The organism is Anaeromassilibacillus sp. SJQ-5 (assembly GCF_054108045.1).
Genome location: NZ_JBPJWQ010000001.1, coordinates 2,046,303 through 2,072,270 on the forward strand (window position 1 = coordinate 2,046,303; position 25,968 = coordinate 2,072,270).

Genomic DNA, 25,968 nt, shown 5'->3' on the forward strand with positions numbered 1-25,968 from the left:
TTAACATTCGTTATATTAATCCTTCGTTAATATCCTTCTCCTTTTGCTGGAGTGCCCGGCGCGCCCGCGCGGCCAGCTCGGTCTGGCAGTTAAGCACGGGCCGTCCCCGCCGATCCTGCAGCTCATAGCTTCCGTCCGGCAGCTGCACTCGGGCGTTGACCGTGTCCTCGGTGGTCAGGGAGATGACCTCCTCCACCCGGCGGACAATGCCCTCGTCCTCCACCGGGAACACCAGCTCCACCCGCCGATCCAGGTTGCGCTGCATCCAGTCGGCGCTGCCCAGATACAGCCGCGGGCTTCCCCCGTTTTCAAAGCGGAAAATCCGGCTGTGCTCGAGCAGCTGCCCCACCACGCTGTACACCGTGACGGTCTCGCTCACCCCCGGCAGCCCGGCCACCAGGCAGCAGATCCCCCGCACCACCAGCGTAATCGGCACCCCCGCCTGGGACGCGCGGTACAGCCGCGCGATGATGTCCGGATCCACCAGGGAATTTACCTTTGCGAAAATGCCGCTGGGCAGCCCCTGCTCCGCGTTGGCCGTCTCCTGATCGATCATCCGCTCGAAGAAGGGCCGCATGTTGTCCGGCGCCGTGATGAAACGGTTGTACCGGGGCGGCCGGGAATACCCGGTGAGCACGTTGAACAAAGAGGACGCGTCCGCCCCAAAGCTCTCCCGGCAGGTGAACATCCCCATGTCGGTGTACTGCCGGGCAGTGCTGTCGTTGTAGTTGCCTGTCCCCAGATGGACGTACCGCCGCAGCCCGTCCTCCTCTCGGCGCACCACCAGCAGAATCTTGCAATGGGTTTTCAGCCCCGCCAGCCCGTAAATCACATGGCACCCCGCTTCCTCCAGCTTGAGGGCCCAGTGAATGTTGTTCTCCTCGTCGAACCGCGCCTTAAGCTCCACCAGCACCGTCACCTGCTTGCCGTTGTCGGCGGCCCGCATCAAGGCGGCGATGATAGGGGAATGGCCGCTGACCCGGTACAGGGTCTGCTTGATGGCCAAGACATTCGGGTCCTCTGCCGCCGCCCGCACGAAATCCACCACGCAGTCGAAGCTCTCATAGGGGTGATGGACGAACCGATCCCCCTCCCGGATGGCCTCGAACATGTCGTCGTACCCGAAGAAATCCGCCGGGGCCGCCGGCACGATGGGCGGCAGGCGCAGCCGGTCGTCCAGCCCGCTGAGCCGGAAGCAGAAGGTCAGATCCAGCGGCCCCGCCGCCTCGTAAATTTCGGACTCCTCCACCTCCAGCATCTCGGTGAGGAACTCCTTGAGCTCGGCGTCGCAGTGGCGGGACAGCTCCAGGCGCACCGGCCGTCCCCGCTTGCGCTTCTTAATCGATTCCTGGATTTCGATGAGCAGATCCTCCGACTCCTCGTCGATGTCCAGGTCGGAATTCCGGGTCACCCGGAACGCCGTGTACGCCACAATGTCGTGCAGCTCGAACAAATCCCCGAAATGCCGGGCGATGAGACTCTCCAGCAGCAGGAACGCCCGTCCCTCCTCCGCCGGCGCCTCCACCAGCCGGGGCAGGATGGCCGGCACCTGCACCACCGCAAAGGCCGTTTCCCCTTCCTTGCGCAGCCGGACGCCCAGGTTCAGGCTCTTGTTGGACAGCATCGGAAAGGGCCGGCTGCGATCCACCGCCAGCGGCGTCAGCACCGGGAACAGCACGTTTTCGAAATAATCGTCCGCAAACCGCTCCTGCTCGGCGGTCAGGTCGTCCCCCTTGAGCAGGGCGATCCCGTTCTGCCGCAGCAGGGGCAGTAGCGAGCGGGTCAGGCAGCTGTACTGCTTCTCCACAAAGGCGTGGATTTTCTCCGCCAGCAGCCGCAGCTGCCGGTCGGGCGTCAGCCCGGCGGGATCCGTCTCCTTGTACCCGGAGCGCACCTGTTCCTTGACGCCGGCCACCCGCACCATGAAAAATTCGTCCAGATTGGAGGCCGTGATTCCCAGGAATTTGCATCGCTCCAGCGGCGGATTCTCCTTTTCATAGGCCTCCTCCAGCACCCGCGCGTTGAAGTCCAGCCAGCTGAGCTCTCGGTTGATATACGGGACGCCCGGTCCCTTTTTCTCGGTTTTCATATGCGTATTCCCGCTCCTTCCCGTCCCGCTGTCACAGCAGCAGGCTTTTGTGCGTCAGTACCGGCCGGATGCCGAACGCGTCCTCAAAGAACGCGCCCCCCTCCTGGAACGCCCACTTCTCCAGCAGCAGATCGTCCCGGGCCGCGGCGGTTACCGCCAGCTTATCCTCCTCCAGGCGCACCTTGAGATCGCTTATCCGCCCCTTCCGGGTGATATCCAGGGCGTCCGCCAGGCCCATGATGGCCGCCAGCTTGTCGATGAGCAGCCGCTGCTTTTCGGGCAGGGGCCGATCCGCGTCGGGCGTCCGGTGAGGGTTGCCATACCGGGCGATTTCCGCCACCAGCATGGTCTCCTCGTCGTCCAGTCCGTAAATGTAAGAGGATTTGATCAAATCATAGGCCGCCTGCGCCTCGTCCTTGACGTTGGCCCGGTGCCCCAGCTCGTGCAGCAGTGCCGCGCATTCCAGCAGGACCAGCCGTTTCGCGTTGATGCCGTGGAGCTTTTTGAGCTTGCCGAACAGAAAAACGCTGACGCTGCGCACCCGCTCGGCGTGGGCGGCGTCCGCCCCCTCCCGCAGGGCCAGCCGGCGGCTGGAGGCCACGGCCCCCGCCCGCTGCGCCTGCTCGAAGGCGGCCTTTTCCGCCGGAAGCAGCAGCTGGGCGGCCAGGATTTCCATCAGGTTGACCGGCGGCGCCACCAGCTTTTTCGCCTGGGTGATATCCAACATCCGCCGGTAAATGGCCAGCATAGGCGCGATTTGGTCCGCCACCTCCTCGCTTAGCTGCATTTCCCGGGCCACCGTGGAGGCGTTCATCCCCTTGAGCAGGGCATACATTTCCTCGAGCTGGCGGCGTTCCACCACCAGCGCCCCCTTCTCCTCCCGGCCGCCGCATAGGGCCGCGATGGAATCCAGCTGCCGCCCAGACAGCAGAATGCGCGAAAAGGTCTGCCCATCCAGCCGCAGGGCCACCCGCTGGAAATAGTTCTCCACATATTCCTCCAGCACCCTGTAAAACCGGGCCGTCAGCTCCTCCTGGCCCCGCAGCATTTCGCTGAGTTTGAGGAACCCGATGGTCAGATTGCAGCTGAGATCCACCGCCCCCTGCCGCCACACCGCCAGGCCCACGCTGCCCGTCCCCACGTAGGACAGCAGCGATTCCTCCCGCAGCAGCGGCGAACGGCACAGCGCGCTGTACACCAGGGAGCTTTCCTCTCCGTCCTCCAGCACCTCCACCACCAGATTGTTCTGTATCCGCAGCTGATCGAGCACATAGGCCCGGTTTTTCGCTTCCCTCATGGCCGTGGTGGCGATGGCCCGGTATTCAGTGACCCCGTATTCCTTCATCACCTGGGCGTATCCCCGCAAAATGGAGGACAGCTGCCGCACCGTGGAGACGCTGATCCGGCCGGTGGCGAATACCTCGTGCCCCAGCCGCAGCGGAACTTCCAGATAGTCCAACCGCTGTACGCCTCCCTTGCCCGCCTGATATACCCCCATGCGCACAAAATTGGAGCCGATGTCCGTCACGCTGACGACCTTGCCCGCCCGTTTTTCACTCATGGCCGCGCCCATTCCTTTCCGGCAATCTCGTTTTCTGTCTAACAGTATACTACACGGGATAGTATCCCGTAAAGAATCGAATTTCCCCTATTACTATTCCTGTTTTTTATCGCCCTATAGAAAATTCAAACGAGCCCCCGTCGATTCAGGCTTGTCATCCCCCGCGGCCCGGTTGTATAATGAGACATATCTTGTGCAGAAAAGGGGTCATCGCATGATTCAGGTTCAAGCCCACCGCGGCGCGAGTGCATACGCGCCGGAAAACACCCTGCCCGCCTTCCAGCTCGCGCTGGATATGCACGCCGACGGCTTCGAAACCGACGTCCATCTGACCGCCGACAAGCAGTACGCCGTCTGCCACGACGACGACATCAGCCGTACCTCCACCGGCGCCGGCCATATCCAGGACATGACCATGGCCGAGCTGAAAGCCTTCGATTTCGGCGTGAAATTCAACCCGAAATTCGCCGGCACCCCCATCCCCACCTTGGACGAGCTGCTGGAGCTGACCCACCATATGGACGTGGTCAACATCGAGCTGAAAGGCCCCTTGGCCGCCGGCCAGGATCTGGACGAGGCCCTCCACCTCCTCTACGCCAATATCGCCAAGTTCGGCTGCGTCGAGCGCACCATCATCTCCACCTTCTGGCACGACTGGGGCCGCCGGCTGAAGGAGCTGCATCCCGACCTGCGCCTCGGCCTGCTCTATGGCGAGCATTATTCCGTGGAGGAAACCCTCGCCCTCGTAGAACGCTGTCACGCCGACGCTATCCATCCGGAGCTGGGCGGCCTGACCCCCGCGATAGTGGCCGCCTGCCGCGAACGGGGCATTCTCATCAACGCCTGGACGGTGGACGCCCCCGAGGCCATTGAAAAAGCCATCGCCCTTGAGGTGGACGGCATCATCACCAATGTTCCCGACCGGGTGCTGGCCGCCCTCGGCCGCTGAGCCCCCCATAACGAAAGGAACGGTTGCATCATGCGCGCTGGATTGCTGCATATCTATCATGGCGGCGGCAAGGGGAAAACCACCGCCGCCGCGGGTCTCTGCCTGCGGGCCGCCGGCCACGGCCTTCGTGTCGGCTTCGCCCAGTTTCTCAAGGATGGATCCTCCGGCGAATGCGCGGCGCTGAAAGTCCTGCCGGGCGTCACGGTTTTCGATGCCCTGCCTCATGTCCCTTTTACCTTTTCCATGACGCCGGAGGATCGGGAGGAAGCCCGGGATTTCTACGCATCTCTCCTGCGCGCCTGCGAATCGGCCGCGTCCGGCCTGGATCTGCTGGTGCTTGATGAGGTGCTCGACGCGGTGAACACCGGCATCCTGCCGGAGGAATCCCTGCTGGCCTTCGTAAAGAACCGGCCCGACAGCCTGGAGCTGGTCCTCACCGGCCGGGATCCCTCTCCCGAGCTCCTGGAGCTGGCCGATTACATCACCGAAATGCGGGTTGTCCGCCACCCCTACCAGCGCGGTCAGGCCGCCCGTCCCGGCATCGAATGGTAACGTTCTAGAACAGGGCGGCCGATATTTCGGCCGCCCTGTCTTGACAGCGGACGAAAAAACGTCTATGATAGGTGTGCCCCACGCCGCAGTGGTGGAATCGGCAGACACAAGGGACTTAAAATCCCTCGGTGGCAACATCATGCGGGTTCAAGTCCCGCCTGCGGCACCAACATAAAGGACGTGCGTCCCGTCAGGGATGTGCGTCCTTTATGTTCGCTGGAGCCGCCGAGAGTTGAACCCGCCCGGGTTACAAGTCCCGCCTGCGGCACCAGGCCTGCAGTCGGTTAAAAGGAGCCTTTCATAAGCTGGATGGAGGAATGCACATGTTTCAAATCGCGCCAGGGGTGACCCTGCCCTTTCCAGAACAAATCCAAGAACAGTTTCAAGTGTACGAGGGCCGAGCGATCCAGGCCAACATCAGCTTTGAAAAGCTGCAGCCTTTGCTTACCGAATTTTACCAGGGCCTTCCCGAGCCGCTGTTTTTCGTGCTGCAGCTGCCGCTGACTGAACAGGAAGAACAACAGCTGGAGCAAAAAGGTTGGCATGATGAGGTCTGCTATCTTGATGGGCAGACGCGTGATCAGATAGACGCCATCCTGCAGGAATACGGACAAATCCTCCTGGAAGACGGCATGTCTCAATTTGCCGTTTCCTCCCACGTCAATCATGAAGAAATATTTATTCAAAAGTACAAGCTGACAGATTTGTATTCTCCGTCGCCACGTCGCTTTATCCCCCTGCTGCAGCGCTATGGGCTGACCGAAACCGATCATCTCGTAACGCCATGGGATACCTTTTCCCGAAAAGCGCCCGGCGAGTGTCGGCGTATCTCCATTGACGGCGTAGACGTGTATACCATCGCGGAGCGGCTGAAGCAGCAAGGCCTGTATCGCGCCAAAATTCTGGAAGCATAAGCCCGCGCCGGTTCCCCCTTGACTTTTCCCGCCTCCTCGGATATAATACGGTCACAGAACTCTTATATAGGAACTGCCACCGGGTAGTGTATGCTGTTAAGCATTCGTCGCACATCGTTAGGTCTTTGAAGATGTGCGCCACGGGTGCTTATTTTTTATGGAGGTTTCTCGTATGCAAGCATGGAATCCTTTCCGCAAATTGACCGGCTTCGAATGGGGCCTGTGGCTGTTCTCTCTGGCGGTGGTGACGCTGTCCTTCCTCTTCGGCGGCGGCCATCCCCTGACCCTGGCCGCCTCCCTCATCGGCGTGACCGCCCTCATCTTCGTCGCCAAGGGCGAGGTCCTTGGCCAAATCCTCACCGTGGTGTTCAGCCTGGCCTACGCCGCCGTCTCCCTGCGGTTCCGCTACTACGGCGAAATGATCACCTACCTCGGCATGACCGCGCCCATCGCCGTCATGTCGGTGGTGTCCTGGCTCAAGCACCCGTATCAGGCCGGTAAAAGCGAGGTGGCCGTCGCCCGCCTGACCGCCGGACAAATCGCCTGGATGAGCGGCCTCGGCCTTATCGTCACCGTCCTGTTCTACTTCATCCTCGCCTATTTCGAAACCGCTAACCTTCTCGTCAGCACGGTGTCCATCCTGACCAGCTTTCTCGCATCCTACCTGATGTTCTGCCGCAGCCCGGCCTACGCGCTGGCCTACGCAGCCAACGATCTGGTTCTGATCGTCCTCTGGGTGCTGGCCGCTATGGACAGCCTGTCGTATCTGCCCATGGTGGTCTGCTTCGCCATGTTTTTCTGCAACGATCTCTACGGCTTCTATAACTGGCGCCGCATGCGCAGCCGGCAGCAGCGCTGCGAAGGCGCGTAAATACAAACAGAACCGCCGGCGGGCCACATTCCATGACCCGCCGGCGGTTCTGTCTGTTTTATTCCGCCGCCTTCTCCTTGTCCGGGTTGAGAGACAAAAGCAAATCCGCGTCCCCGCCGTAATAGGTGGGCATCTTCCCGTCCCATTTCTCCAGGAACTCCAGCTCAATGATGCTTTCGGTCAGCGCCTTGTTCTTGATTTCCATGGCCTCCGCCTCGCCCTTGGCCTTGATAACCGCCTGCTCGGCCTCGGTCTTGATCCTCTCCAGATCGTACTTCGCTTTGAGGGCGTTCTGCTCCGCCACCTGTTTTTCCTCGATGGCCTTATCAAACGCCGCGCTGAAGGTCAGGTCGGTGATGTTGAGGCTGTCCACGAATATGTACTTGTCCTCCAGCCGCTCCTTGAGCATATCCTTGATCTGCGAGGAAATCTCGCTGCGGCGGGTGATGGTCTCCTCGGCCGTGTACTGGGACGTGACCGACTTGATGCATTCGGACACGGCCGGCGCGATAATGGTGTCCTCATAGTTGAGGCTCAGATTTTTATACAGCTCGTCCACGTTGGCCCCGTCCACCCGGTAGTTCACGGCCACGTTGGTGGTGATGGACTGCATGTCTTTGCTCGCTGAGGTCTCGCCCTCCACCGTGTATTTTTTGACCCGGGCGTCCACATGCACGATCCGCTGCGCAAAGGGCAGTTTGAACGCCAGCCCCTCATTCAGCACGGTGTCGCCCACCGCCCCCATAGTCAGCTTGACGCCCTTGTACCCGGCCGGCACAATGTCGAAACAGCCGGCGACAACAATCAGCGCCGCGATGGCGCAGGGGACGATAACCAGCAGTCTTTTGGCAAACTTCGGCATTTTCTTATCCATATTCTTCATTCTCCCCGTTGCTTTTTTAGGTCTTGGCAGTAAGTATTATACCGGAGTGGTTCCCATAAGTCAAAAACAAAAACGAATAAAGCGTCATACAAAAAGCTAAAATCCCTCACGTTTTCGTAATATATATTCCATTCAGTTAGCGCTCTTTTGTTTTTATAATGAAGATAACTGTATACGAAACAAAAGCACTCCAAACTAGCCGTGGACAAAACAAAAAATAGGAAAGGACTTGTCAAGCATGTACCAGCGCGCCAAATTTGCCGTGCGAATCCTCTGCATCGTCTTGAGCGGTGCCCTCTGTTTTCTGTCCACCGCCTGCGGAAAAACGCCTTCCTCCTCTCCGGAAAGCAGCTGGGATACAGGAACGGCATCCTCCTCCGACCAAAGTGAAAACCCAAGCCAATCCGTAGCCGTGCCGGAGAACCAAACCTCTTCCGATGGTTCCACGACGGGGAATCGGCCGTCCCCGTCGTCCAAAAACGCCGCGCCAACGCGCGGGAACACCCCCACCAGCCGGATAACCACTGCCTCGACCGAAGCCCCCACCTCCTCGCCTACCGTCACCACGCCAAAAGAGCCCGCCATGTCCGTTCTCTCCCTGACCGATAAAGCTGTGCTGGCCAAGGTGAAAATTCAAGGCCGCAGCGGCCCCGTTTCGTCCGGCATCAGCTTCGACTGGTCGGCCAACACCCTGGAATTTCAGGCCGTCTGCGAGGGCAGCGTGAGCCTGAACTTAAAGGAAAAGGCCTCGGATACCATGTATTATACCGTCCTCGTGGACGGAAAAGAGCAGGCGCGGGCGCGCAGCTCCGGTTCCCGGCTGCTTCTCGCGGAGAATCTGCCCAAAGGCGACCATACCTTTCAGGTTGTCCGCCAAACGGAGAGCTTTTTCGGCCAGGTAACCCTCTGCTCCATTGAATTGAAAGGGCAGCTGAAAAGCCGCCCCGCCGATCGGCCCCTCTACATGGAATTCCTGGGCGATTCCATTACAGTGGGAATGGGTAACCTCTGCCTGGGCCTTCCCGCGCCGGCCAGCTTCTACTCGGTGAACCAGGACGGCACCAAAAGCTATGCCTATTACGCCGCACAGGCCTTGGGCGCGGATATCAGTGTCCTGGCCCGCAGTGGCATCGGCGCGTATCAGGGCTGGGATTCCGGCAATCCCGCTCTGCCCCCCATGTATGACTATATCAGCTATTACCGGGACAAAACCGCCCGCTGGGATTTTTCCCGCCAGGCGGACATCGTGGTCATCAACCTGGGCACCAACGATCTGTGGACCGGCGGCTCCTCCCGGGCGCTGACCCAGGCCATGCAGGATTTTATGCGGCAGGTGCGGCAGAAGAATCCGCAGGCCAAGATTGTCTGGGCAGCGGGCGGCATCATGGCCGATTACCTGGACGAGGCTGACGACGCGGTGGACAGCCTGGGCGGCCCGCAGAAGGGCTATTACGTCTGTCCCCTGCCCTGCGGCCCCAACAAGGGCGGCAACGGTCACCCCACCGCCGAACAGCACCAATCCATGGCCGACAGCCTGGTCGCCTTCCTGCGGCGGAACCACCTGGTTCCCGCCGCCTAAACTCATGCGTCCCTGCCCCCTTTTTCGGAAAACGATCCATCAGTAGAAAATGAAGGATTGCAGCCAGCCTTTTCTTGCGGTACTATGCAGGTGGCCACCCGATGACAAACCATGCGAACCGGCTTGGGCTTTTAAACGAGGCCCCGCCGGTTTTTTGCTTCGTCTAATACGCCGCGTCCGGCGGATCGGGTCGTGCGAATATCAAATCGGAAGGGACTTGGCCACTATGTGCCCGTGTGACAAATCGGCTGTACGGATCCTCGGCATCGTCCTGAGCGGCGTCCTCTGTTTTCTTTCCGCCGCCTGCGGGAATTCGCCTCCCGCCCCCTCTGAAAGCCTGAGCTGGCATGTAACCCCCGGGGCCGCGGAATCAACCTCCGCCGCGGAAGTGACCGCTGCTTCCACCTCCTCCGGTCAAAGCGAAGACGCGGACCGGATCGAAACCACGACGGGAAACCGGGCGCCCGCTCCCTCCGGCAGCTCCACATCGGCTGGTGGAAACGCCTCCGTCGATCGGACGACCGCCTCTTCCGGGTCCGTCTCCTCGGCCCCCACCTCGAATAACGCCTCCGTCTCCGTTTTCTCCCTGGCCGATGCAGCCGTGTTGTCCAAGGTGAAAATTCAGGGCCGCAGCGGCCCCGTCTCCTCCGGCGTCAGCTTCGACTGGTCGGCCAACACCCTGGAATTTCAGGCCGCCTGCGCGGGCAGCGTGAGCCTGACCTTGAAGGAAAATGCCTCACAGACCTTGTATTATACCGTCCTCGTGGACGGAAAAGAGCAAAAGCGCGCGCATAGAACCGGCTCCCGCCTGTTCCTTGCGGAAAATCTTCCCCAAGGCGACCACACCTTCCAGGTCGTCCGCCAGACGGAGAGCTTTTATGGCCAAGCGACTCTCTGCGCCATTGAACTGACAGGCCAATTGAAAAGCCGCCCCGCCGACCGGCCCCTCTACATGGAATTCCTGGGCGATTCCATCACCGTGGGCCTCGGGAATCTCTGCCTGGGCCTCCCCCAGCCGGCCAGCGACTATTCAGAGAACCAGGACGGCACGCAAAGCTACGCCTATTTGACCGCGCAGGCCCTGGGCGCGGACATCAGCGTCCTGGCCCGCAGCGGCATCGGCGCGTATCACGGCTGGGACGGCGGCAACCCCGCCCTGCCTCCCATGTACGAGTCTATCAGTTATTACCGGGACAAAACCGCCCCCTGGGCTTTCTCCCGCCAGGCGGACATCGTGGTCATTAACCTGGGCACCAACGACCTGTGGACCGGCGGCTCCTCCTCGGCGCTGACCCAGGCGATGCAGGACTTCATGCGGCAGGTGCGGCGGAAGAATCCGCGGGCCGCCATCGTCTGGGCAGCGGGCGGCATCATGGCCGATTATCTGGACGAGGCCGCCGACGCGGTGAACCGCCTGGGCGGGGCCGCGAAGAACTATTACGTCTGTCCCCTGCCCTGCGGCCCCAACAAGGGCGGCAACGGCCATCCCACCGTCGAACAGCATCGCTCCATGGCCGACAGCCTGGTCGCCTTTCTGCGGCAGAACCGCCTGGTTTCCGCCTCTTAACCCTCTGCCGGTTGCCTCTTTGTCTGCAGCCTTTGCCCCTGCCGCTCGCGGCGGGGGCTTTTTTTCGTTTTTCTCCATCGGATAGGTTGACACTCCCCGCTTTTCGTGCTATAACGTGTACGTACACGGAAAGCCCCTGGACACCCGCTGATGGAAAGGACGCGTGATACGCATGACCACGGACAACGTCAACCCGCGCTGCGTGTATACCGGCGCCAGCACCCGGGAAATCGTGTTTCCTCTGGGCGGCATCGGCACCGGCAGCATCGGCCTGGGCGGCAACGGCCGCCTCACGGACTGGGAAATCGACGGCCGCCCCCATAAGGGGGCCATAAACGACTACAGCCATCTGGCCGTCAAGGCGGCGGCCGGCGGCCGTCTGCTGTGCGCCAAGGTTCTGGCCGGCGATCTGTACAAGGATCTGGCCGGCGCCTATGGCAAGGGAAACTTCGCCGGGTACGGCTACGGCCCCCAGCGGGAGAGCCTGGCCGGCTTCCCCCATTTCCGGGAGCATACCTTTATCGGGGAGTTTCCCATCGCCCGGCTGGAATTCGCGGATCCCGCCTTTCCGGGCCGGGTGTCCCTGACGGCCTTCAACCCCTTCATTCCCCTGGACGATAAGAATTCCAGCCTGCCGGCGGCCTTCTTTGAGGTGGCGATGGAAAACACCGCCGCCTTCCCCATCGATTATACCGCCGCCTTCTCAGTGCGCAACCCCTTCTCCCGGCAAACGCGCAACCGCTTCGTCCGCCGGGACGGCTGGTCGGGCCTGGCCTTCTGGCAGGAAGCCTGCGGAGAGGACGCGCCGGAATACGGCGAGCTGACCCTGGCCACCGACGCCCGGGACGTCCAGGCCCAGGAGGCCTGGTATCGGGGCGAGTGGTTCGACGGCCCGACGGTGTACTGGCGCGACTTCGCCCAGGGTGGCCCCCTCCCCCCGCGGCGCTATGACGAGCCCGGCGGCGGCGACGTGGCCACCCTGGCCGTTCCCTTCTCCCTCGAGCCGGGAGAAACGCGGACAGTGCGCTTCCTGCTCGCCTGGCGGTATCCCAACCGCTTCAATTACTGGAACCCCTGCCGGGAGCAGACGCCCCAGGGGGAGCGGGACGTGGTATGGAAAACCTACGACAGCACCCTCTTCCCCACGTCGCAGGATACCGCCGCCTACGCCCTGGCAAACTGGACGTCTCTGTACGAGCGGACACGCCGCTTTCAAAGGGCCCTGTTCGCCTCCACCCTCCCCCCGGAGGTGAGCGAGGCGGTGTCGGCCAACCTGGCTGTGCTCAAAACCCCCACCGTCATGCGGCTGGAGGACGGCTCCTTCTACGGCTGGGAGGGCCTGCACGAAACCGCCGGCAGCTGCGAGGGCAGCTGCACCCACGTCTGGAACTACGCCTACGCCCTCCCCTTCCTGTTCCCCAAGCTGGAGCGATCCATGCGCGAACTGGATGTCCGCTATAACCTGTGGGAGGACGGGCGGATGTCCTTTCGCCTCCAGCTTCCCCTGGGCCGCGGCCGGGACGGCTTCCACCCCTGCGTGGACGGCCAGATGGGCGGCGTTATCAAGACCTACCGCGAATGGAAGCTGTGCGGGGACGACGATTGGCTCCGCTCCCTGTGGCCGCAGGTCAAGCTGGCCCTCGAATACGCCTGGAGCCCCGCCAACCCCTACCGCTGGGACGGGAACAAGGACGGCGTGCTGGAGGGGCGGCAGCACCACACCCTGGATATGGAGCTGTACGGCCCCAATGCCTGGCTCCAGGGCTTTTATCTCGCCGCCCTGCGGGCCGGCGAGGAAATGGCCGCCTACCTGGGCGAGGCGGAAACAGCGGCCGCGTACCGCGCCCTGTTTGAAAAGGGAAAGGCCTGGACAAAAGAGCACCTGTTCAACGGCGCCTACTTCGACCAGCCCATCGGCCTGACCGATCGGCAGCTGCTCGACCCCTACGACGAGGAGACCCGCTCCCGGTACTGGAACGAGGAGGCCGGGGAGCTGAAATACCAGATAGGCCATGGCTGCGAAATCGACCAGCTCTGCGGCCAGTGGCACGCCGATCTCTGCGGCCTGGGCGATCTGTTCGACCGGGAACAGACCCGCACCGCCCTGCAAAGCCTGTTTCGGAACAATTTCAAGCCCGACATGCGCGCCTACTGCAATCCCTGCCGCGTTTACTGCCTCAACGGGGAGAGCGGCATGGTCATCTGCGAATATCCGGACGGCGCGCACCGGCCGGCGGTGCCTGTGCCCTACTGTCAGGAATGCATGACCGGCATGGAATACCAGGCGGCCGCCCTGCTGATCCGGGAAGGGCTGCGGGAAGAAGGCCTCGCCGTCGTCCGGGCCGTCCGGGATCGGTACGACGGGGATAAGCGCAATCCGTTCAACGAGATGGAGTGCGGCAGCAACTACGCCCGCTCCATGGCCAGCTTTTCCCTGCTTCTCGTATACAGCGGCTTTCTCTTCGACCTGCCTCGGGGCCGCCTCGGCTTCGACCCGCTGCGCGCGCTGGGCGAGCGCTTTCGCTGCCTGTGGAGCGTGGACGCCGCCTGGGGCACCGTGGACATCACGGACAACCGGCTGGAGCTAAACGTCGAGGAGGGCGCGCTGTCCCTTCTCCGCCTGGCGCTGCCCTGGCTGCCCGCCGGCCGCCCCGCCGCGTCAGTGGACGGACGGCCCCTTCCCTGCCGCCGCGACGGGGACGACGTCGTCTTGGAGGGCTGCCGCCTGTCGGCGGGAGCCCGCCTGATCCTCACGGTGGAACCATCCGCCGAAACGAAAGGATGAACCTCCCTCATGCCGGATAAAATCACCAGCACCCGCCTCGCCGCGATCTGCGGCGTGTCCCAGGGCACGGTGGATCGCGCCCTGAACGGCCGGCCTGGAATCAAGGAAGAAACCCGCCGCCGCATCCTGCAAAAGGCCGAGGAGCTGGGCTATGTCAAGGATATGCGGGCCAGCGGCCTGGTGCGGGGCGCTTCCTGGCTTATCGGCCTGGTCCTCTTCGATTTGCGCAACGAGTATTTCGCCCAGCTGGCCAGCGCGGTGGAGGCCCGCGCCCGCGCACTCGGCTACACCGTCGTCCTCCTGCTCACCGACCGGGATCCTGCGCGGGAACGGGACAGCGTCCGCCGGCTGTGCGGCCTGGGGGCCGACGGCATCCTGCTCTGCCCCGCCGGCCGGGGAGAGGCGTATGAGCAGTGGCTGCGGGGGCTGCGCGTCCCCCTGGTCACGGTGGGCAACCGCCTGTCCGGTTTCCCCCACGCCGGGGTGTGGGAGGAGGCCGCCATGGGCGACGCTGTCCGCTACGCCGCCGGCCGGGATTACCGCCGCCTCGTCTACGTCTATACCGCCAAGGAGCAGGAGTCCCGCGTCAATATCGACGCCCAGCGGCGGCGGTATGAGGGCTTCCGGGCCGCGGCCGCCGCCCTTCCTCGTCTCGAAACCCATGTGGTGGCCCAGCCGGACTATATTCCCGCCGTCCGCGCCCTGATCGGGGCCTCGACGGCCCGCACCGCCCTGCTGTTTCCCAGCGACTACCAGGCCCTGCACATGCTGCTCGCCCTGCGGGAGGAGGGCGTCCCCGTCCCCGCCCGGGTCGGGGTCATGGGGTTCGACGACATCGATATGCTCCGCTACCTGTCCGAGCGGCTGACCACCGTGGGCTGCTCCATCGACCGGATCAGCGCCGACGCCGTGGACGCCGTCGTCCACGGCACCCCGCCCCCCGTCCTCCCCCATAAAATCATACCGGGTGCCACCCTGTAACCTCCTCCCCCTCATTTTGCATATGGATAAAAGGGCGGTCGCTCCGGGCTGAAAAGCCGCGAGCAACCGCCCCTTTTTGCTTCCTCCGTCAGCCGGAAGTCACCGTCCGGCCGAGGAAGCTGTTCACTTTGTCATACAGCGGCGCGTTTTTATAGGCGTCGCCGATGGCGTACAGCCACGCCTCCTCCAGGGCCTGTATGCCCTCCCGGCGGATGCCCGCGGCCTCCCAGGCCGAGACCGGCCTTTCAAAAAACCATTTCATCGGATAAATCGTCAGCCCGTCGTCCGACACATACGCCGTGGAAAAGGCGAATTCCCGGTTGATGCGCGCCTGGTTAATCGAGAACCTCTTCTCTAACTATAACACAAATAAGAGAACATTTGTGACAATTTATCTTAAGATTTTATAGTTGAATTTACCACAAACACTGGCAATTATGATTTTGATGATGAGAAGGCTCTGGGATTGATATCATACGAGTAACCGGAATGTTAACATGCGTTGCTTGTGGCCACGGACAATTTCTCATATACTATTGGTGAGAAAATCAAAAGGAGGACATGTATAATGTTAAGTAAAAACATTCAATCAATCAGAAAATCCAAAGGGCTTTCACAACAAGAACTTGCTATTCAATTGAATGTTGTGCGACAAACCATCTCGAAATGGGAGCAAGGATTGTCGGTTCCTGACTCAGATATGTTAATTTCTATATCTGAGGTGTTGGAAGTCCCGGTGAGCACTTTGCTTGGGGAAACGGTTGTTGAAACGAAGGTCGATGATTTAAAAGTACTTTCGGAAAAACTAGAGATTATAAATTTACAGCTCGCACAAAAAAAGATTGCCAGACGAAAAATCATGCAAGGATTGCTTATTGCACTGTGTTCTATTATAGTAATCATTTCGGCGGCCTTAATTGCTTTAAATAGTCCCTATTTAAGTTTGAACTATAACGACCCTGAAACGGCTGTTTTTGGAGCAGGTTTTCATATATTTGAATGGCTATTTGTGCGGTTAGCACCTATTGTTCTTATTGGAGCAATCGCTGGAATTTTCTTAACACGAAAAAAAGAATAAAATCGCTCTACTTTTCCATAAAAAAGGCCGGCCGCCCGTCTCTGTTCAACGCAGGACGGGCGGCCAGCTTCCGGTTTCGATTTCGTATCGTTCCTCTTCGAGCGTCCTGCCGTCCGGCGTACGCACCAGACGGAACGCGTCTGTCCGCCTCCCGCCGTAATACAGCGGGATTTTTCGACTCGGCACATTCCGCCGGTCGACAGGATAACACAGCCGGCCTATCCCCATGGAAGCGGCCAGCCGAAGCATCGCCCCAATGGCTTCCCTTCCATAATGATGCCCGTGCGCCTCCATCTTTGTCCAAATGCCAAGCTCCGGCACTGGAGCCGGCACATGGTGCAGGCTGGCAACGCCGATAAATTCGCTGCTCCCCTTCAGCGTGATGGCATATACAAAATCCGTGCCGGCCCGCCGCTGCTCCATAAACCGGCGGACGACCGCCTCCATGTCGCCCCGCTCCTTCGCCGGGCCTGGAACCATATAGGTGACGACCTCTTTGGTGAAATGAGCGCAGATAGGATCGATGTGTTCCTCTGTCACAGGCGTCAGCACCAGTCTTGCCGTCTCCAGATCCACGAGGCTGTTTCCCTCCGCTTCCGTTCTCTCTTTTTCCACAGGCCTCCGCCCCCTGCTCCCGGAGGGCCGCCTATCAATTGCCCCCTGCCGCGGCGCCGCGCGGCAGGGGGCTTTTCTATCCGGTCACTTTTCGCGTCAGGCCACGTCCACCGTGACTCCCACGTCGATGCCGTGCTTGTTATCGCCGTAATACACCCAGATATCCTTCCGGTTCTTGACCGTAATCCGTGCCTGGAACAGGCTGGGGCCGGTGGTGGCGTTGTTGGCCATGTCGATGGTCACCACCAAGTCGGAGGCCCTGACGCGGTTCAGGGCGGATTTCGGGCCGCACAGCACGATCCCCGTCAGCTTATCCTGCACTGTCACGCTGCGGCCCGCGGGCTGGTTCTGGATGACCACGTTCCCCTTCGACCCCATCTCCAGTGTCAAGTCCATAGTTTTGGAGGAGACGTTGCTCAGCTTGAAGGCGGCCTTGACCTCCCGCACATCGCCCAGCACGGTGATGCCGTCCGGGATGGTCAGCGGGATAACCTTTTCGTTGTCGGTGGCCTTCATGTTGTCAAAATCGAATTTGCCCAAATCGGCCACCTGGGCGGCGAAGCTCTCCACCGCCGTGGGCGATCCCCAGAATTCGATATAGGTGGGCGACAGGGTGAAAAAGTTGGTCACCCCCTGGTAATATTCCGGCACGTTCTCGAGCTGATAGGTGAAATTCACCTTCCGGTACACTTGGACCGGCACCGTGACGTTGACGGTGCCCTTGCCCTCCGCCGCGTCAGGGAAGGTGCATTCGGACAAATCCACATCCTTCCCCTCGCTGTCCACCGCCGTCAGCTCGGTGGAAAACACCTGCGCGTCGGCAATGGGCTCTCCGGCCGTCACCTTGGCCACCAGCTTGTCGATTTTGCTGATCACGCCGGACGGCCCCCTCACTTGGGCCTTGCCTTCTGTGAGGAAATCAGCCGCCAGCATCGGGGTGCCCAGCCGGTATATGGTCTCGTCCGTCACCTTGACGCCCGAAATATCCGCCTCCACCGGGAAGGAATTGCCCACCCACTTGTCGCAGGTCAGCGTGATGGTCTGCTTGGTGGTGTCCTTGATTTCGCAGCCATCCGGCAGGTTGCTTGCCTTCACCGCCACGGTGTACTTATCCGGCTTGACCACGTCGGCGGTGTCCGCCGTCAGGATGATGTCGCTGCCAGTCAGCCGCTCCACCTTGGAGCGGGGGCCCTGAATCTGTATATCCGCGGTGAATTCCTTCTGCCCCGTCAGCTGGAGGTTTTCCTCCAAGGCCAGCGGGTTGGTCAGCGAGACGTTGATGGGCACGCCCTTGATGGTCTTGGTGATGGTGCTGCTCGGCCCGTAGGCCACCGCCGCCCAGATCGCGACAGCCGCCACCAGGGAAAATACCATCATGAACTTTTTATTGTGCAGCACCTTGTTAAACGACAGCTTCTTCATGTTGTACACCCATACTTTCGCAAAAATGGAAGTGGCCGGTTTCAGCCGCGCCCGCTGCGGCCGAAACGCCGGCTGCGGCAGCCGGCCAGAACCAATTCCCGCGGAATAGCCCTATTTGTCACGGGATTTTCCCCGGCGGAACAGGCCGCCCTTCGGCTCGCCGTCCTTATCCTGACGGGAGCGATCCCAGATGATGCCGTTTTCCAGCGCCACCCGCAGCGCCTCGGGGCTGAAATTGCGCTTGAGCTCCCCGGCCACAGCGGTGGAGATGGTGCCGGTTTCCTCCGAAACCACCACCACGATGGCGTCGGAATTTTCGCTCATACCCACCGCCGCGCGGTGGCGGGTGCCCAGATCCCGGCTGATTTGCAGGTTATCGGACAGCGGCAGGATGCAGCCCGCGGCGTACACCCGCCCGTCCCGGATGATCATGGCCCCGTCGTGCAGGGGGGCCTTGTTGAAAAACACATTGCCGATGAGCTCCCTGGTGGGGTCGGCGTTGACCAAGGTGCCCGATTTGGCGATTTCCCCCAGTTTGGTGTCCCGCTCGAAGACGATGAGGGCGCCCATCTTCTGGCGCTGCAGCGTCTCGCAGGCCGCGCAGGCGGCGGAGATGGCCTTCTGCCACTGCTTGATACTCTCCTCGTTCTGCTCGCCGTTGACGCCGAAAATGCTGCGCAGCCCCAGGCGGGAATGCCCCGCCTGCTCCAGCGCCCGCCGGATTTCCGGCTGGAATATGATGGCCAGCAGCAATAGGCTGCTGTTGAATACCGTCTGCAGCAGAAAATCCAGCGCCTTCATATGCAGCAGCTTGGCCACCCCGAACATCACCAGCAACAGGATGATACCCTTGAGCAGCTGCTCGGCGCGGGAATCCCGCACCAGCTTGATCGCGCTGTAAATGATAAACGCCACCAGAAGGATATCCAGCGTGTCCACTATCCAGTTGAACGACCCCAGAAACCCGACGATGGATTTCCAGACGTCTGTAAAAAAGTCTGCCATGCTGCTTTTCATCCTTCCGCGGGGAGCGAAAGTTTCCCCTTCGCCTCTATCCTTTATATTTTACCATACTATCGGATTATTGCAATGGGTTTGCCGCGAATGAAAGAGAATTTTCAGATTTGGCCGCCGCTGCTTTTCCGTGCGTTTTTGGGCGAAACCGCCGCTGAGCGGGGTGGTTCCAGGCGGCTTTTGTGCGAAAAAATCCCGAAGAATGCGAAATTCTTCGGGATTTTCAGCGACAATCTGTGATACAGCCGGCCTATTTGACGCCCTGGCGGCCGCCGGAAGCGGCGCAAGCCCGTAAAATCCGGCAGGTCTCCGCCACCTCCGCTCTGGAGGTAAACAGCGACGGCGCCAGCCGCACCGTCCCCCCCGGCAGCGTCCCAAATTTTTTGTGCGCGCTCGGCGCGCAGTGCAGGCCGGCCCGCACCGCCACACCGTAGCGGTTGAGTTCCTCCGCCACGTCGGTGCTCGCGCGCCCCTCGATGTTCAGCGACAGCACGGGGACGCCGTATCCGTCCTCGGGCCGCGGCGTATACAGCGTAACGCCGGGGATTCGGGCTGCGGCATCGTACAGCATCTGCACGTCCCGCAGCTCCTGCTGCCGGATGGCGTCAATTCCCCGGGCCTTCACCCACTCCATCCCCGCCCGCAGGCCGCAGATGCCGGGGGTGTTGGGGGTGCCGCTCTCCAGGCGGTCGGGCAGCTCATCCGGCTGCTCATACAGCAGAGACTGGCTCCCCGTCCCCCCTTCCACGAAGGAGGGCAGCTGGAACCGATCGCCACACAGCAGCATGCCGGTCCCCATGGGGCCGTACAGGCCCTTGTGCCCAGCCACGCACAGAAAGTCGATGTGATCGGCCTCCATGTCCAGGGGCAGCACCCCCGCCGTCTGGGCGGCGTCCACCACAAAAAGCAAATCGTGTTCCCGCGCAAGCTCCCCGAGACGCCGGATGGGGAGTTGCACGCCGAACACGTTGGAGGCATGGGTGCAGACAATCGCGCGGGTGAAGGGGGTGATGCAGCGGCGGAAGGCCTCCACCGTCTGGTCATCGTCCCCCGGCGTCACCTGGGCCACGTCATAAATGGGCCGGCCTGGGGACAGCACGTGAAGGGGGCGCATGACGGCGTTATGCTCCAGGTCGGAGACCACCACCCGGCCGCTTGTCCTTAAAATGCCTTTGAGAGCCATATTCATGGCCATGGTGCAGTTCAGGGTAAACACCACTTGGCCCGGATTGTCCAGATGGAAAAATTCCGCCGCCGTTTCCCGGCAGCGGTACACCTCGCGGGAGGCGGCCATGCCCATCGTATGGCCGCCCCGGCCCGGATTGGCGCCGTAGCGCGTGAGCGCCCGGCTCATGGCTTCGGTCACGGCCATGGGCTTGGGCCAGGTGGTGGCGGCATTGTCCCAATATATCAAACTTGATCACTCCTTTCCTGTTTTATCTATCCGCCGGGACCTTGCCGGTAATCCGGATGCCCGACGCCCGCAGCAGGCTTTCCGCCTTGGCGGTATCCCCGCTGACCAGCAGGCTGTAGCCGCAGCCGTTGTTCCCCTCTTCATCAACGGTCCGGTTGATATAACCGTGAATCCCGTTACGCTCCAGCAGGTTCTTCCCCCGCATGGCATTGGTGATGGAACTGACGTTAAAATAGACGCTGTCCATAGTCGTCGACCGTTCCTTTCTGTCCGCTCATCCGCAAATGACCGGGTATTGAGCCTATCGTTCCATTACAATGTATGCAGCACAGGGCCGGGCCGTACCTGCCGGACAGCAGTCTACCGGGAATCTAAAGAAAATGTTCATGGTCTGTTCGTTGATTTCGGCGGGGAACCCGGGTATGATGAAAGCAGTCGACCTACATGTTTTCGAACAGAAAGGAGCGCTTATTTTGAAATGGTTCCATTTTTATGAGAATGGCCGGATACGGCTGGGTGTGCAGACGCTGGGCGGGCCGGTGAATATCGCCGCCACGGCGGCCCGACGGCATCTGGCTGCGCCGGCCGACCTGCATGAGCTGCTGGCGGGCGGGGACGATGCCCTCGCCCAAGTGGAGCGGCTGCTGGCCGGCAAAACCGTGCCGGTCGCCCAGCCGGTACGGTACGCGCCGGCGGTGCCCCGGCCGGGAAAAATCCTATGCGTGGGTCTCAACTACCGGGATCACACGGCGGAAATCGCCATGGACAAGCCGGATCAGCCGGTGCTGTTTTCCAAATTTAGCAATACCATCGCCGCCCATCAGCAGGATATCCCCTTCCCCGAGGAGGCGGCCAAACTGGACTATGAGGCCGAGCTGGTGGCCGTGGTGGGCCGAGGCGGCAGTCACATCGCCGAGGAGGACGCCCCGGCTCACATCTTCGGCTACACCGTGGGCAACGACGTGTCCGAACGGGTGCTCCAGTTTCAGTCCACCCAATGGCTGATGGGCAAAAGCTGGGATCATTTTGCCCCCATCGGGCCCTATGTGGTCACGGCCGACGAGGTGGACGCGGGCAATCTGGACATCGCCTGCCGGGTCAACGGCGAGGTGCGCCAGCGGGCCAATACCCGGGATATGCTCTTCACGCCCGCCGCCGTTCTGGCCTATGTGTCCCGCTACATCACCCTGGAGCCGGGGGACATCCTGTTCACCGGCACGCCGGGCGGCGTCATGCAGGGGCGGCCGCCAGAGGAGCAGCACTGGCTGCGCCCGGGGGACGTGGTGGAGGCCGACATCCAGGGCATCGGCACCCTGCAAAACCGATTCGTATAAGCAAAACGAACCCCCTCCAGGCGCCAAAGCGCCTGGAGGGGGTTTTCGTATGTCCGTAAGGCTTATAGGGCGGTTTCCCAATAATCGCCGAAGGAGGTCACCGTTTGAAAGATATTGGTGATATAATCCACTATCACCAAGACGCCCAAAATGAGGGCCACGGCGAAAAAGACGATGAACAGGATGAGAAACAGCTTCCGGCGCCGACGAAAGCCTTCCATCTGCTCCGCGGACACCGGCTTGCCCCGCAGAAACAGCGGCATCCCGCAGGCCGGGCAAACGGTATATCCCTGGGGGATGGGGGCGCGGCACTGCACGCAGAACGCCGTCTTGTTCTTACTGCTCAGCTGCACGATGATATACACCAGAGCGACAATATTGAAAAAGCCGGAAAGAACCCCCCAGAGCACCGGATTGCTGTCCCCCCGGTAACAGGCGTCGTTATAGACGCACAGCCCCAGGAACACCCCAGCGGCGGCCTCCAGCAGGATCAACCCGAGCAGCCCGAGAAGAAAGCGGACAATCGTGTCCACCAACTGCGTTTCAAATCCGTACAAAACAAGCCCTCCCTCAAGACATATTGATTCCAATAACAGACGCCGTCACGCAGCCGGCGATCAGCAGCAGAATAAAGAGGATAAAAAAGGCTTTGCGCCGGCGGCGGAACTTCTTAACCTTCTTCCCAGGCCCCACCAGCAGACGGCCACAGGAGGAACAGACGGTATGCCACCGGGACAAGGAATAGCCGCAGAATTTACACGTCAGTTCAATGGGTTTGGCCAGCCGGGTGACCAGGAAATACACCAGCGCGGCCGGGAACATCACCCCGGACAGCACGCCCCAAAGCACTGGCCGCTTCTCCCCCCGCAGGCGGGCGTCGTTATAAATGCAAAAGCCCAGAAGCACCAGGGCCGGCACCATGCACGGCAGAATGAACGCCACGTTCGACCAGGAATCCCACGCGGCCCCCGCCGCCAAAATCGGATGCATATTCACATTCGTCCTTTCGGTTATCAGATCCCGGCCGACGGACACCGTCCAACACTTCCCGAGATTAGGTTTGCCGTTCCAACAAGATGGCCCGCACGGGGGAACCGTCCGCGCCGTCGATTTTCAACGGGGCGGCCATCAGAAAATAGATGCCCTCCTCCACGCCGGACAAATCGAGGCCCTCCAGCAGCACCATGCCGCTGCTCAGCAGTTGCCGGTGCACCGCCACGGTGCATTCCGCCGGGGCCACCGACTGGCCCTCCACCCCCAGCAGCCGCAGGCCGCTGTCCGCCAGCACAAAAGCCGCGCTGGGACTGAGCTCCATCTTTCCCTTGAACAACACCCGGGAGCGCAGGCCAGGCAGGAGCGCCTCCGCCTGGGCCCCCAGAAGAAGGCCGTCGAAATTAACCACGCTGCATTCCCCGATGCAGGCGTCCAACGGCACATGGGCGGCGTCCGTCCCGTCGGGAACAAAGTGCCGGGGAGCGTCCATATGGGTGCCGTTATGCAGGCAGGCATGCAATGAGGAGGTATTGCACACGTCGCCGAACTCCAGGCGGCAGAGGGCTTCCAGCGAAGGGCTGGGGTCGCCGGGATAGACCGGAGCGCTCAACATTTCCCGGGAAATATCGACTGCTTTCATCCCTTTTCCGCCTTTCTTGAAACGGCTGTACCGCTTTCAACAGTATAGCGCAATCCCCCGTCGATTGCAAGCCGCCGGGGATTGCCAATCCCTTTTTCTGCGGACCCGCCGGCAGGACGATCGTCGTCAACAGATATTCTCTGCGTCTTCCCTTCTCGTCTTATCCGGCCTCGCCATAGCCTTCCAAAGACACGGTAAAGCGACTGTTCGGCGAGCCCTGCATCTCCGAGGCTTTCATGCCCATGACGGTATTGCAGCGGCCGGTTTCCCCCACATCGAGACTGCCGATAGCCGGCCCGGTCGCCTTGACCTGTTCCCCGTTCTCGTTGAACCATTTCACCCGGACAGCACAGGTCTTTTTCCCCGCAATCCCGTCCTCCAGCCGTTTTGCACTGCAGCTAAAGTTAAATGTGCAGCCGCCGTCCGCGTCCATTTTTACGCCGGATATGGCCGCGTCCAGAATCTGAAAACGCGCACCATAGGCGGTGATTTCCAGAGGAAAGGTCTGCAAAAAGGTAAAAGCGGCTGCTTTTATCGCGTTTGAGGTTGTGGGAGCGGACGTCGGGGGGATCCTGGTGGTTTTCTTCACGGTGGTCTTGGTCGAAGCCGGACGCGCGGTTGTCCGCGTTGCGGAGGATGAACTTTCAGCCGACGCTGTGGAAGATACGCCGCTGGATTCGCCCGTGCTTTGTGTCGTCGTCGGCCCCGGCTCCGTATCCGAGGCCGAAGATCCGGTGGTGGAAGTGGGGGTCGGCTTCGGCTCTGCACAGGAAGCCAGGGAAGCCGCAAACACTACCGCGAAAAGAACGGCTGTAGCCCGTTTGATCAATTTGATTCACACCTTTCTCTTATCAATCTCCATCATGCAGATAAATAGTACCGCACCTGTTTTGGGTTGTCAAGCTTCCCCATGGTACATACCGGACCGGGGATTGCCAATTTCTTTTTTCACCGGTATACTATATCTATTGGAAAGGATGAACGCTTATGAACAGCCGACAATTAAACGCCGCCCGGTTTCTCGGCTTCGCCGACGCCTATGACAAAGCGCGGCCTGCATGCCCGCCGCAAATTCTGGAGATTGCCCGCGTATACCGCGGCTTTCCGCCGCGGACGGTGGCGGACGTGGGGTGCGGCACCGGGCTGTCTACCCTAGCGTGGGCGGAGGCGGCCCGGGAGGTTGTGGGCATAGAGCCTAGCCCCGACATGCGCGCGGCGGCCGAGCGCGCCGCCGCCGGCTGCCCGAGCGTTCGCATTCAGCCGGGCTATGGCGACGACACCGGCCTGCCGGACGGATGGGCCGATGTCGTCGCCTGCTCCCAGTCCTTCCACTGGATGGAACCGGCCTCTACCCTGAAGGAGGCGGCCCGGATTCTCCAGCCTGGCGGGCTGTTCATGGCCTACGATTACGACACCATCCCGCTTTGCAACAGGCGGGCGGAGACGGCCTACCAGGTCCTGCTGGCCTATATCCGCCGTATGGAGGACACGCACCCGGCGGTGCGCGGCACCTTTCGCCGCTGGGACAAGGATGGGCATTTGTCCCGCATCCGGGACAGCGGTTGGTTCCCATTCTCCCGGGAGCTGGTCTTCGCCCATACGGAGGATGGGAGCGCCGATCGGCTGCTCGCGCTGGCCCTCAGCCAAGGCGGGGTGCAAGCGCTGATCCGCACCGCCCCGCAGGCCGTCCTGCCACAGCTGGAGGCGTTCGAGAAAGCGGTGCGGGCCGCTCTGGGCGATCGGCCCTGCCCCATGACCTTCAGCTACCGGCTGCGCCTGGGGATCCGCCCGGACACGGCAGCCGCCACATAAAAAGTCCCCTGTCGTACCGGCTCTGGAAAGAAGCGCGGGCGGCAGGGGACTGCTTATGGGGGGGCTTGTTTCGTGTCCGGAAGAAGCCGTCCGGAACCGCGGCCAATAAAAAAGGCTGCATAACAACACGTATCAACTCTGTACGTTCATCATGCAGCCTGACAATCATAGCGAACCTTCGCCTTAGACTCATCGCTTTGCGTCGCTGGCTTTCGCCAGTTTTGCCAAATATTTACTTTTTTAACGTGTATTATTATAGGGGAAAAATGTCTCTTTGTCAACTTAATTTTCGTTTTTTCGCGTGAAAATTCACCACAGATCGATCCATGATGATCTTCCAACATTTTACCGCCGCAATTTTGTCCCGGACGGCACACATCCCCGACGGAATATTTCCGCCGGGGATGTGTGCGACGGCTGAAATTACAGCCGATCCTGGATAGAGGCGAGAAGGCCGCCTTTTTGAATAATATTCTGAATAAAGGGCGGGAAAGGCTCTGCCTGGTAGGTTTTCCCGGTGGTCAGATTGGTGATGAGGCCGGTGTCGAAATCCACCTTGACCTCGTCCCCGGCCTGAATATCCCGAGCGGCCTCGTCACATTCCAAGATGGCCAGGCCGATGTTGATGGCGTTGCGGTAAAAAATCCGGGCAAAGGTGGAGGCGATGACGCAGGAAATGCCGCTGGCCTTGATGGCGATGGGCGCATGCTCGCGGGAGGAGCCGCAGCCGAAATTCTTACGCGCCACCAGGATGTCACCCGGCCGGACGCGAGAAACAAAGTCCTTGTCGATATCCTCCATGCAGTGGGCGGCCAGTTCTTCATGGCTGGAGGTGTTGAGATAGCGGGCGGGGATAATGACGTCGGTATCCACGTTATCCCCGTAGGTATGTACCCGTCCTTGTGCGGTCATGGG

General features: G+C 61.1%; 26 protein-coding genes, 1 tRNA gene and 1 riboswitch. Of the genes, 13 read left to right on the forward strand and 14 right to left on the reverse strand.

The window, feature by feature from the left end:
• Nucleotides 1-10: 10 nt before the first annotated feature.
• On the reverse strand, nt 11-2,089 hold the full coding sequence (locus ACSAMM_RS08670) for an RNA degradosome polyphosphate kinase (RefSeq protein ID WP_457791077.1): 2,079 nt from the start codon (nt 2,087-2,089) through the stop codon (nt 11-13).
• A 31-nt stretch (nt 2,090-2,120) separates the two neighbouring features.
• Nucleotides 2,121-3,650 carry a Ppx/GppA phosphatase family protein gene (locus tag ACSAMM_RS08675; RefSeq protein ID WP_457791078.1) on the reverse strand — a complete coding sequence of 510 codons (1,530 nt, stop codon included), beginning with the start codon at nt 3,648-3,650 and terminating at the stop codon, nt 2,121-2,123.
• Between the two features lie 214 nt (nt 3,651-3,864).
• On the opposite strand from ACSAMM_RS08675, the gene ACSAMM_RS08680 reads away from it, so the two are divergent.
• The 5 genes from ACSAMM_RS08680 (at nt 3,865) to pnuC (ending at nt 6,936) form a co-directional block, all read left to right on the forward strand.
• Nucleotides 3,865-4,599, forward strand: coding sequence for a glycerophosphodiester phosphodiesterase family protein (locus ACSAMM_RS08680; RefSeq protein WP_178720991.1), 735 nt, complete (start codon nt 3,865-3,867; stop codon nt 4,597-4,599).
• A 30-nt stretch (nt 4,600-4,629) separates the two neighbouring features.
• A complete protein-coding gene (locus ACSAMM_RS08685) occupies nt 4,630-5,151 on the forward strand; it encodes a cob(I)yrinic acid a,c-diamide adenosyltransferase (protein ID WP_457791079.1) in 522 nt (173 codons plus the stop codon).
• An 82-nt stretch (nt 5,152-5,233) separates the two neighbouring features.
• A tRNA-Leu gene (locus ACSAMM_RS08690) sits at nt 5,234-5,320 on the forward strand.
• Nucleotides 5,321-5,474: 154 nt separating this feature from the next.
• Nucleotides 5,475-6,065 carry a hypothetical protein gene (locus ACSAMM_RS08695; RefSeq protein ID WP_457791080.1) on the forward strand — a complete coding sequence of 197 codons (591 nt, stop codon included), beginning with the start codon at nt 5,475-5,477 and terminating at the stop codon, nt 6,063-6,065.
• Between the two features lie 172 nt (nt 6,066-6,237).
• Nucleotides 6,238-6,936 (forward strand): nicotinamide riboside transporter PnuC, encoded by a 699-nt coding sequence (pnuC, locus tag ACSAMM_RS08700; protein ID WP_178720996.1) that lies wholly within the window; start codon nt 6,238-6,240, stop codon nt 6,934-6,936.
• 58 nt (nt 6,937-6,994) lie between these two features.
• On the opposite strand, the gene ACSAMM_RS08705 is transcribed toward pnuC, so the two are convergent.
• A complete protein-coding gene (locus ACSAMM_RS08705; RefSeq protein WP_457791081.1) occupies nt 6,995-7,810 on the reverse strand; it encodes a prohibitin family protein in 816 nt (271 codons plus the stop codon).
• Between the two features lie 247 nt (nt 7,811-8,057).
• Between ACSAMM_RS08705 and ACSAMM_RS08710 the strand changes: the two genes are divergently transcribed.
• The 4 genes from ACSAMM_RS08710 (at nt 8,058) to ACSAMM_RS08725 (ending at nt 14,731) form a co-directional block, all read left to right on the forward strand.
• Entirely contained in the window at nt 8,058-9,398 is a 1,341-nt protein-coding gene (locus ACSAMM_RS08710) for a GDSL-type esterase/lipase family protein (RefSeq protein ID WP_457791082.1), read from the forward strand.
• A gap of 226 nt (nt 9,399-9,624) precedes the next feature.
• A complete protein-coding gene (locus ACSAMM_RS08715) occupies nt 9,625-10,965 on the forward strand; it encodes a GDSL-type esterase/lipase family protein (protein ID WP_457791083.1) in 1,341 nt (446 codons plus the stop codon).
• A 172-nt stretch (nt 10,966-11,137) separates the two neighbouring features.
• Nucleotides 11,138-13,750, forward strand: coding sequence for a GH116 family glycosyl-hydrolase (locus tag ACSAMM_RS08720; protein ID WP_457791084.1), 2,613 nt, complete (start codon nt 11,138-11,140; stop codon nt 13,748-13,750).
• A gap of 9 nt (nt 13,751-13,759) precedes the next feature.
• Entirely contained in the window at nt 13,760-14,731 is a 972-nt protein-coding gene (locus tag ACSAMM_RS08725; protein WP_178721008.1) for a substrate-binding domain-containing protein, read from the forward strand.
• Between the two features lie 88 nt (nt 14,732-14,819).
• On the opposite strand, the gene ACSAMM_RS08730 is transcribed toward ACSAMM_RS08725, so the two are convergent.
• Nucleotides 14,820-14,993, reverse strand: coding sequence for a hypothetical protein (locus ACSAMM_RS08730; protein WP_178721010.1), 174 nt, complete (start codon nt 14,991-14,993; stop codon nt 14,820-14,822).
• A gap of 306 nt (nt 14,994-15,299) precedes the next feature.
• On the opposite strand from ACSAMM_RS08730, the gene ACSAMM_RS08735 reads away from it, so the two are divergent.
• Entirely contained in the window at nt 15,300-15,809 is a 510-nt protein-coding gene (locus ACSAMM_RS08735) for a helix-turn-helix domain-containing protein (protein ID WP_178721012.1), read from the forward strand.
• Between the two features lie 45 nt (nt 15,810-15,854).
• Here ACSAMM_RS08735 and ACSAMM_RS08740 read toward each other — a convergent pair whose 3' ends face one another.
• The 5 genes from ACSAMM_RS08740 to ACSAMM_RS08760 form a co-directional block, all read right to left on the reverse strand.
• A complete protein-coding gene (locus ACSAMM_RS08740) occupies nt 15,855-16,424 on the reverse strand; it encodes a GNAT family N-acetyltransferase (RefSeq protein WP_178722712.1) in 570 nt (189 codons plus the stop codon).
• A 96-nt stretch (nt 16,425-16,520) separates the two neighbouring features.
• A complete protein-coding gene (locus tag ACSAMM_RS08745; RefSeq protein WP_178722715.1) occupies nt 16,521-17,846 on the reverse strand; it encodes a CdaR family protein in 1,326 nt (441 codons plus the stop codon).
• A gap of 111 nt (nt 17,847-17,957) precedes the next feature.
• On the reverse strand, nt 17,958-18,851 hold the full coding sequence (gene cdaA / locus ACSAMM_RS08750) for a diadenylate cyclase CdaA (RefSeq protein ID WP_178722717.1): 894 nt from the start codon (nt 18,849-18,851) through the stop codon (nt 17,958-17,960).
• A gap of 259 nt (nt 18,852-19,110) precedes the next feature.
• A complete protein-coding gene (locus tag ACSAMM_RS08755; protein ID WP_178722719.1) occupies nt 19,111-20,274 on the reverse strand; it encodes an aminotransferase class V-fold PLP-dependent enzyme in 1,164 nt (387 codons plus the stop codon).
• Nucleotides 20,275-20,296: 22 nt separating this feature from the next.
• The gene (locus ACSAMM_RS08760; RefSeq protein WP_178722721.1) at nt 20,297-20,521 is read right to left on the reverse strand and encodes a putative Se/S carrier-like protein; all 225 of its coding nucleotides are present in this window, start codon (nt 20,519-20,521) and stop codon (nt 20,297-20,299) included.
• Nucleotides 20,522-20,747: 226 nt separating this feature from the next.
• On the opposite strand from ACSAMM_RS08760, the gene ACSAMM_RS08765 reads away from it, so the two are divergent.
• Complete coding sequence (locus tag ACSAMM_RS08765; RefSeq protein ID WP_457791085.1) at nt 20,748-21,608, forward strand: fumarylacetoacetate hydrolase family protein; 861 nt, start codon at nt 20,748-20,750, stop codon at nt 21,606-21,608.
• Nucleotides 21,609-21,670: 62 nt separating this feature from the next.
• On the opposite strand, the gene ACSAMM_RS08770 is transcribed toward ACSAMM_RS08765, so the two are convergent.
• The 4 genes from ACSAMM_RS08770 to ACSAMM_RS08785 form a co-directional block, all read right to left on the reverse strand.
• Nucleotides 21,671-22,165 (reverse strand): zinc-ribbon domain-containing protein, encoded by a 495-nt coding sequence (locus ACSAMM_RS08770; RefSeq protein ID WP_457791086.1) that lies wholly within the window; start codon nt 22,163-22,165, stop codon nt 21,671-21,673.
• Between the two features lie 13 nt (nt 22,166-22,178).
• Complete coding sequence (locus ACSAMM_RS08775) at nt 22,179-22,598, reverse strand: hypothetical protein (RefSeq protein WP_178722725.1); 420 nt, start codon at nt 22,596-22,598, stop codon at nt 22,179-22,181.
• Between the two features lie 64 nt (nt 22,599-22,662).
• Complete coding sequence (locus tag ACSAMM_RS08780) at nt 22,663-23,241, reverse strand: cyclase family protein (protein ID WP_457791087.1); 579 nt, start codon at nt 23,239-23,241, stop codon at nt 22,663-22,665.
• A 160-nt stretch (nt 23,242-23,401) separates the two neighbouring features.
• Nucleotides 23,402-23,752 (reverse strand): hypothetical protein, encoded by a 351-nt coding sequence (locus ACSAMM_RS08785; protein ID WP_457791088.1) that lies wholly within the window; start codon nt 23,750-23,752, stop codon nt 23,402-23,404.
• Between ACSAMM_RS08785 and ACSAMM_RS08790 the strand changes: the two genes are divergently transcribed.
• Nucleotides 23,727-24,284, forward strand: coding sequence for a hypothetical protein (locus tag ACSAMM_RS08790; protein WP_457791089.1), 558 nt, complete (start codon nt 23,727-23,729; stop codon nt 24,282-24,284). The two genes, ACSAMM_RS08785 and ACSAMM_RS08790, sit on opposite strands and share 26 nt — an antisense overlap.
• A complete protein-coding gene (locus ACSAMM_RS08795; RefSeq protein WP_178722734.1) occupies nt 24,229-25,053 on the forward strand; it encodes a methyltransferase domain-containing protein in 825 nt (274 codons plus the stop codon). Before ACSAMM_RS08790 ends, ACSAMM_RS08795 begins: the two co-directional genes overlap by 56 nt.
• Nucleotides 25,054-25,202: 149 nt before the next feature.
• Nucleotides 25,203-25,289: riboswitch (cyclic di-GMP riboswitch) on the reverse strand.
• 187 nt (nt 25,290-25,476) lie between these two features.
• Here ACSAMM_RS08795 and leuD read toward each other — a convergent pair.
• On the reverse strand, nt 25,477-25,965 hold the full coding sequence (gene leuD / locus ACSAMM_RS08800; protein ID WP_178722735.1) for a 3-isopropylmalate dehydratase small subunit: 489 nt from the start codon (nt 25,963-25,965) through the stop codon (nt 25,477-25,479).
• Between the last annotated feature and the right edge of the window lie 3 nt (nt 25,966-25,968).

Coding starts and splice junctions, on each gene's coding strand:
- ACSAMM_RS08670 (WP_457791077.1), bottom strand. CDS start 2,089: ATGAAAACCGAGAAAAAGGGACCGGGCGTCCCGTATATCAACCGAGAG.
- ACSAMM_RS08675 (WP_457791078.1), bottom strand. CDS start 3,650: ATGAGTGAAAAACGGGCGGGCAAGGTCGTCAGCGTGACGGACATCGGC.
- ACSAMM_RS08680 (WP_178720991.1), top strand. CDS start 3,865: ATGATTCAGGTTCAAGCCCACCGCGGCGCGAGTGCATACGCGCCGGAA.
- ACSAMM_RS08685 (WP_457791079.1), top strand. CDS start 4,630: ATGCGCGCTGGATTGCTGCATATCTATCATGGCGGCGGCAAGGGGAAA.
- ACSAMM_RS08695 (WP_457791080.1), top strand. CDS start 5,475: ATGTTTCAAATCGCGCCAGGGGTGACCCTGCCCTTTCCAGAACAAATC.
- pnuC (WP_178720996.1), top strand. CDS start 6,238: ATGCAAGCATGGAATCCTTTCCGCAAATTGACCGGCTTCGAATGGGGC.
- ACSAMM_RS08705 (WP_457791081.1), bottom strand. CDS start 7,810: ATGGATAAGAAAATGCCGAAGTTTGCCAAAAGACTGCTGGTTATCGTC.
- ACSAMM_RS08710 (WP_457791082.1), top strand. CDS start 8,058: ATGTACCAGCGCGCCAAATTTGCCGTGCGAATCCTCTGCATCGTCTTG.
- ACSAMM_RS08715 (WP_457791083.1), top strand. CDS start 9,625: ATGTGCCCGTGTGACAAATCGGCTGTACGGATCCTCGGCATCGTCCTG.
- ACSAMM_RS08720 (WP_457791084.1), top strand. CDS start 11,138: ATGACCACGGACAACGTCAACCCGCGCTGCGTGTATACCGGCGCCAGC.
- ACSAMM_RS08725 (WP_178721008.1), top strand. CDS start 13,760: ATGCCGGATAAAATCACCAGCACCCGCCTCGCCGCGATCTGCGGCGTG.
- ACSAMM_RS08730 (WP_178721010.1), bottom strand. CDS start 14,993: ATGAAATGGTTTTTTGAAAGGCCGGTCTCGGCCTGGGAGGCCGCGGGC.
- ACSAMM_RS08735 (WP_178721012.1), top strand. CDS start 15,300: ATGTTAAGTAAAAACATTCAATCAATCAGAAAATCCAAAGGGCTTTCA.
- ACSAMM_RS08745 (WP_178722715.1), bottom strand. CDS start 17,846: ATGAAGAAGCTGTCGTTTAACAAGGTGCTGCACAATAAAAAGTTCATG.
- cdaA (WP_178722717.1), bottom strand. CDS start 18,851: ATGGCAGACTTTTTTACAGACGTCTGGAAATCCATCGTCGGGTTTCTG.
- ACSAMM_RS08760 (WP_178722721.1), bottom strand. CDS start 20,521: ATGGACAGCGTCTATTTTAACGTCAGTTCCATCACCAATGCCATGCGG.
- ACSAMM_RS08775 (WP_178722725.1), bottom strand. CDS start 22,598: ATGCATCCGATTTTGGCGGCGGGGGCCGCGTGGGATTCCTGGTCGAAC.
- ACSAMM_RS08780 (WP_457791087.1), bottom strand. CDS start 23,241: ATGAAAGCAGTCGATATTTCCCGGGAAATGTTGAGCGCTCCGGTCTAT.
- ACSAMM_RS08795 (WP_178722734.1), top strand. CDS start 24,229: ATGAACAGCCGACAATTAAACGCCGCCCGGTTTCTCGGCTTCGCCGAC.
- leuD (WP_178722735.1), bottom strand. CDS start 25,965: ATGACCGCACAAGGACGGGTACATACCTACGGGGATAACGTGGATACC.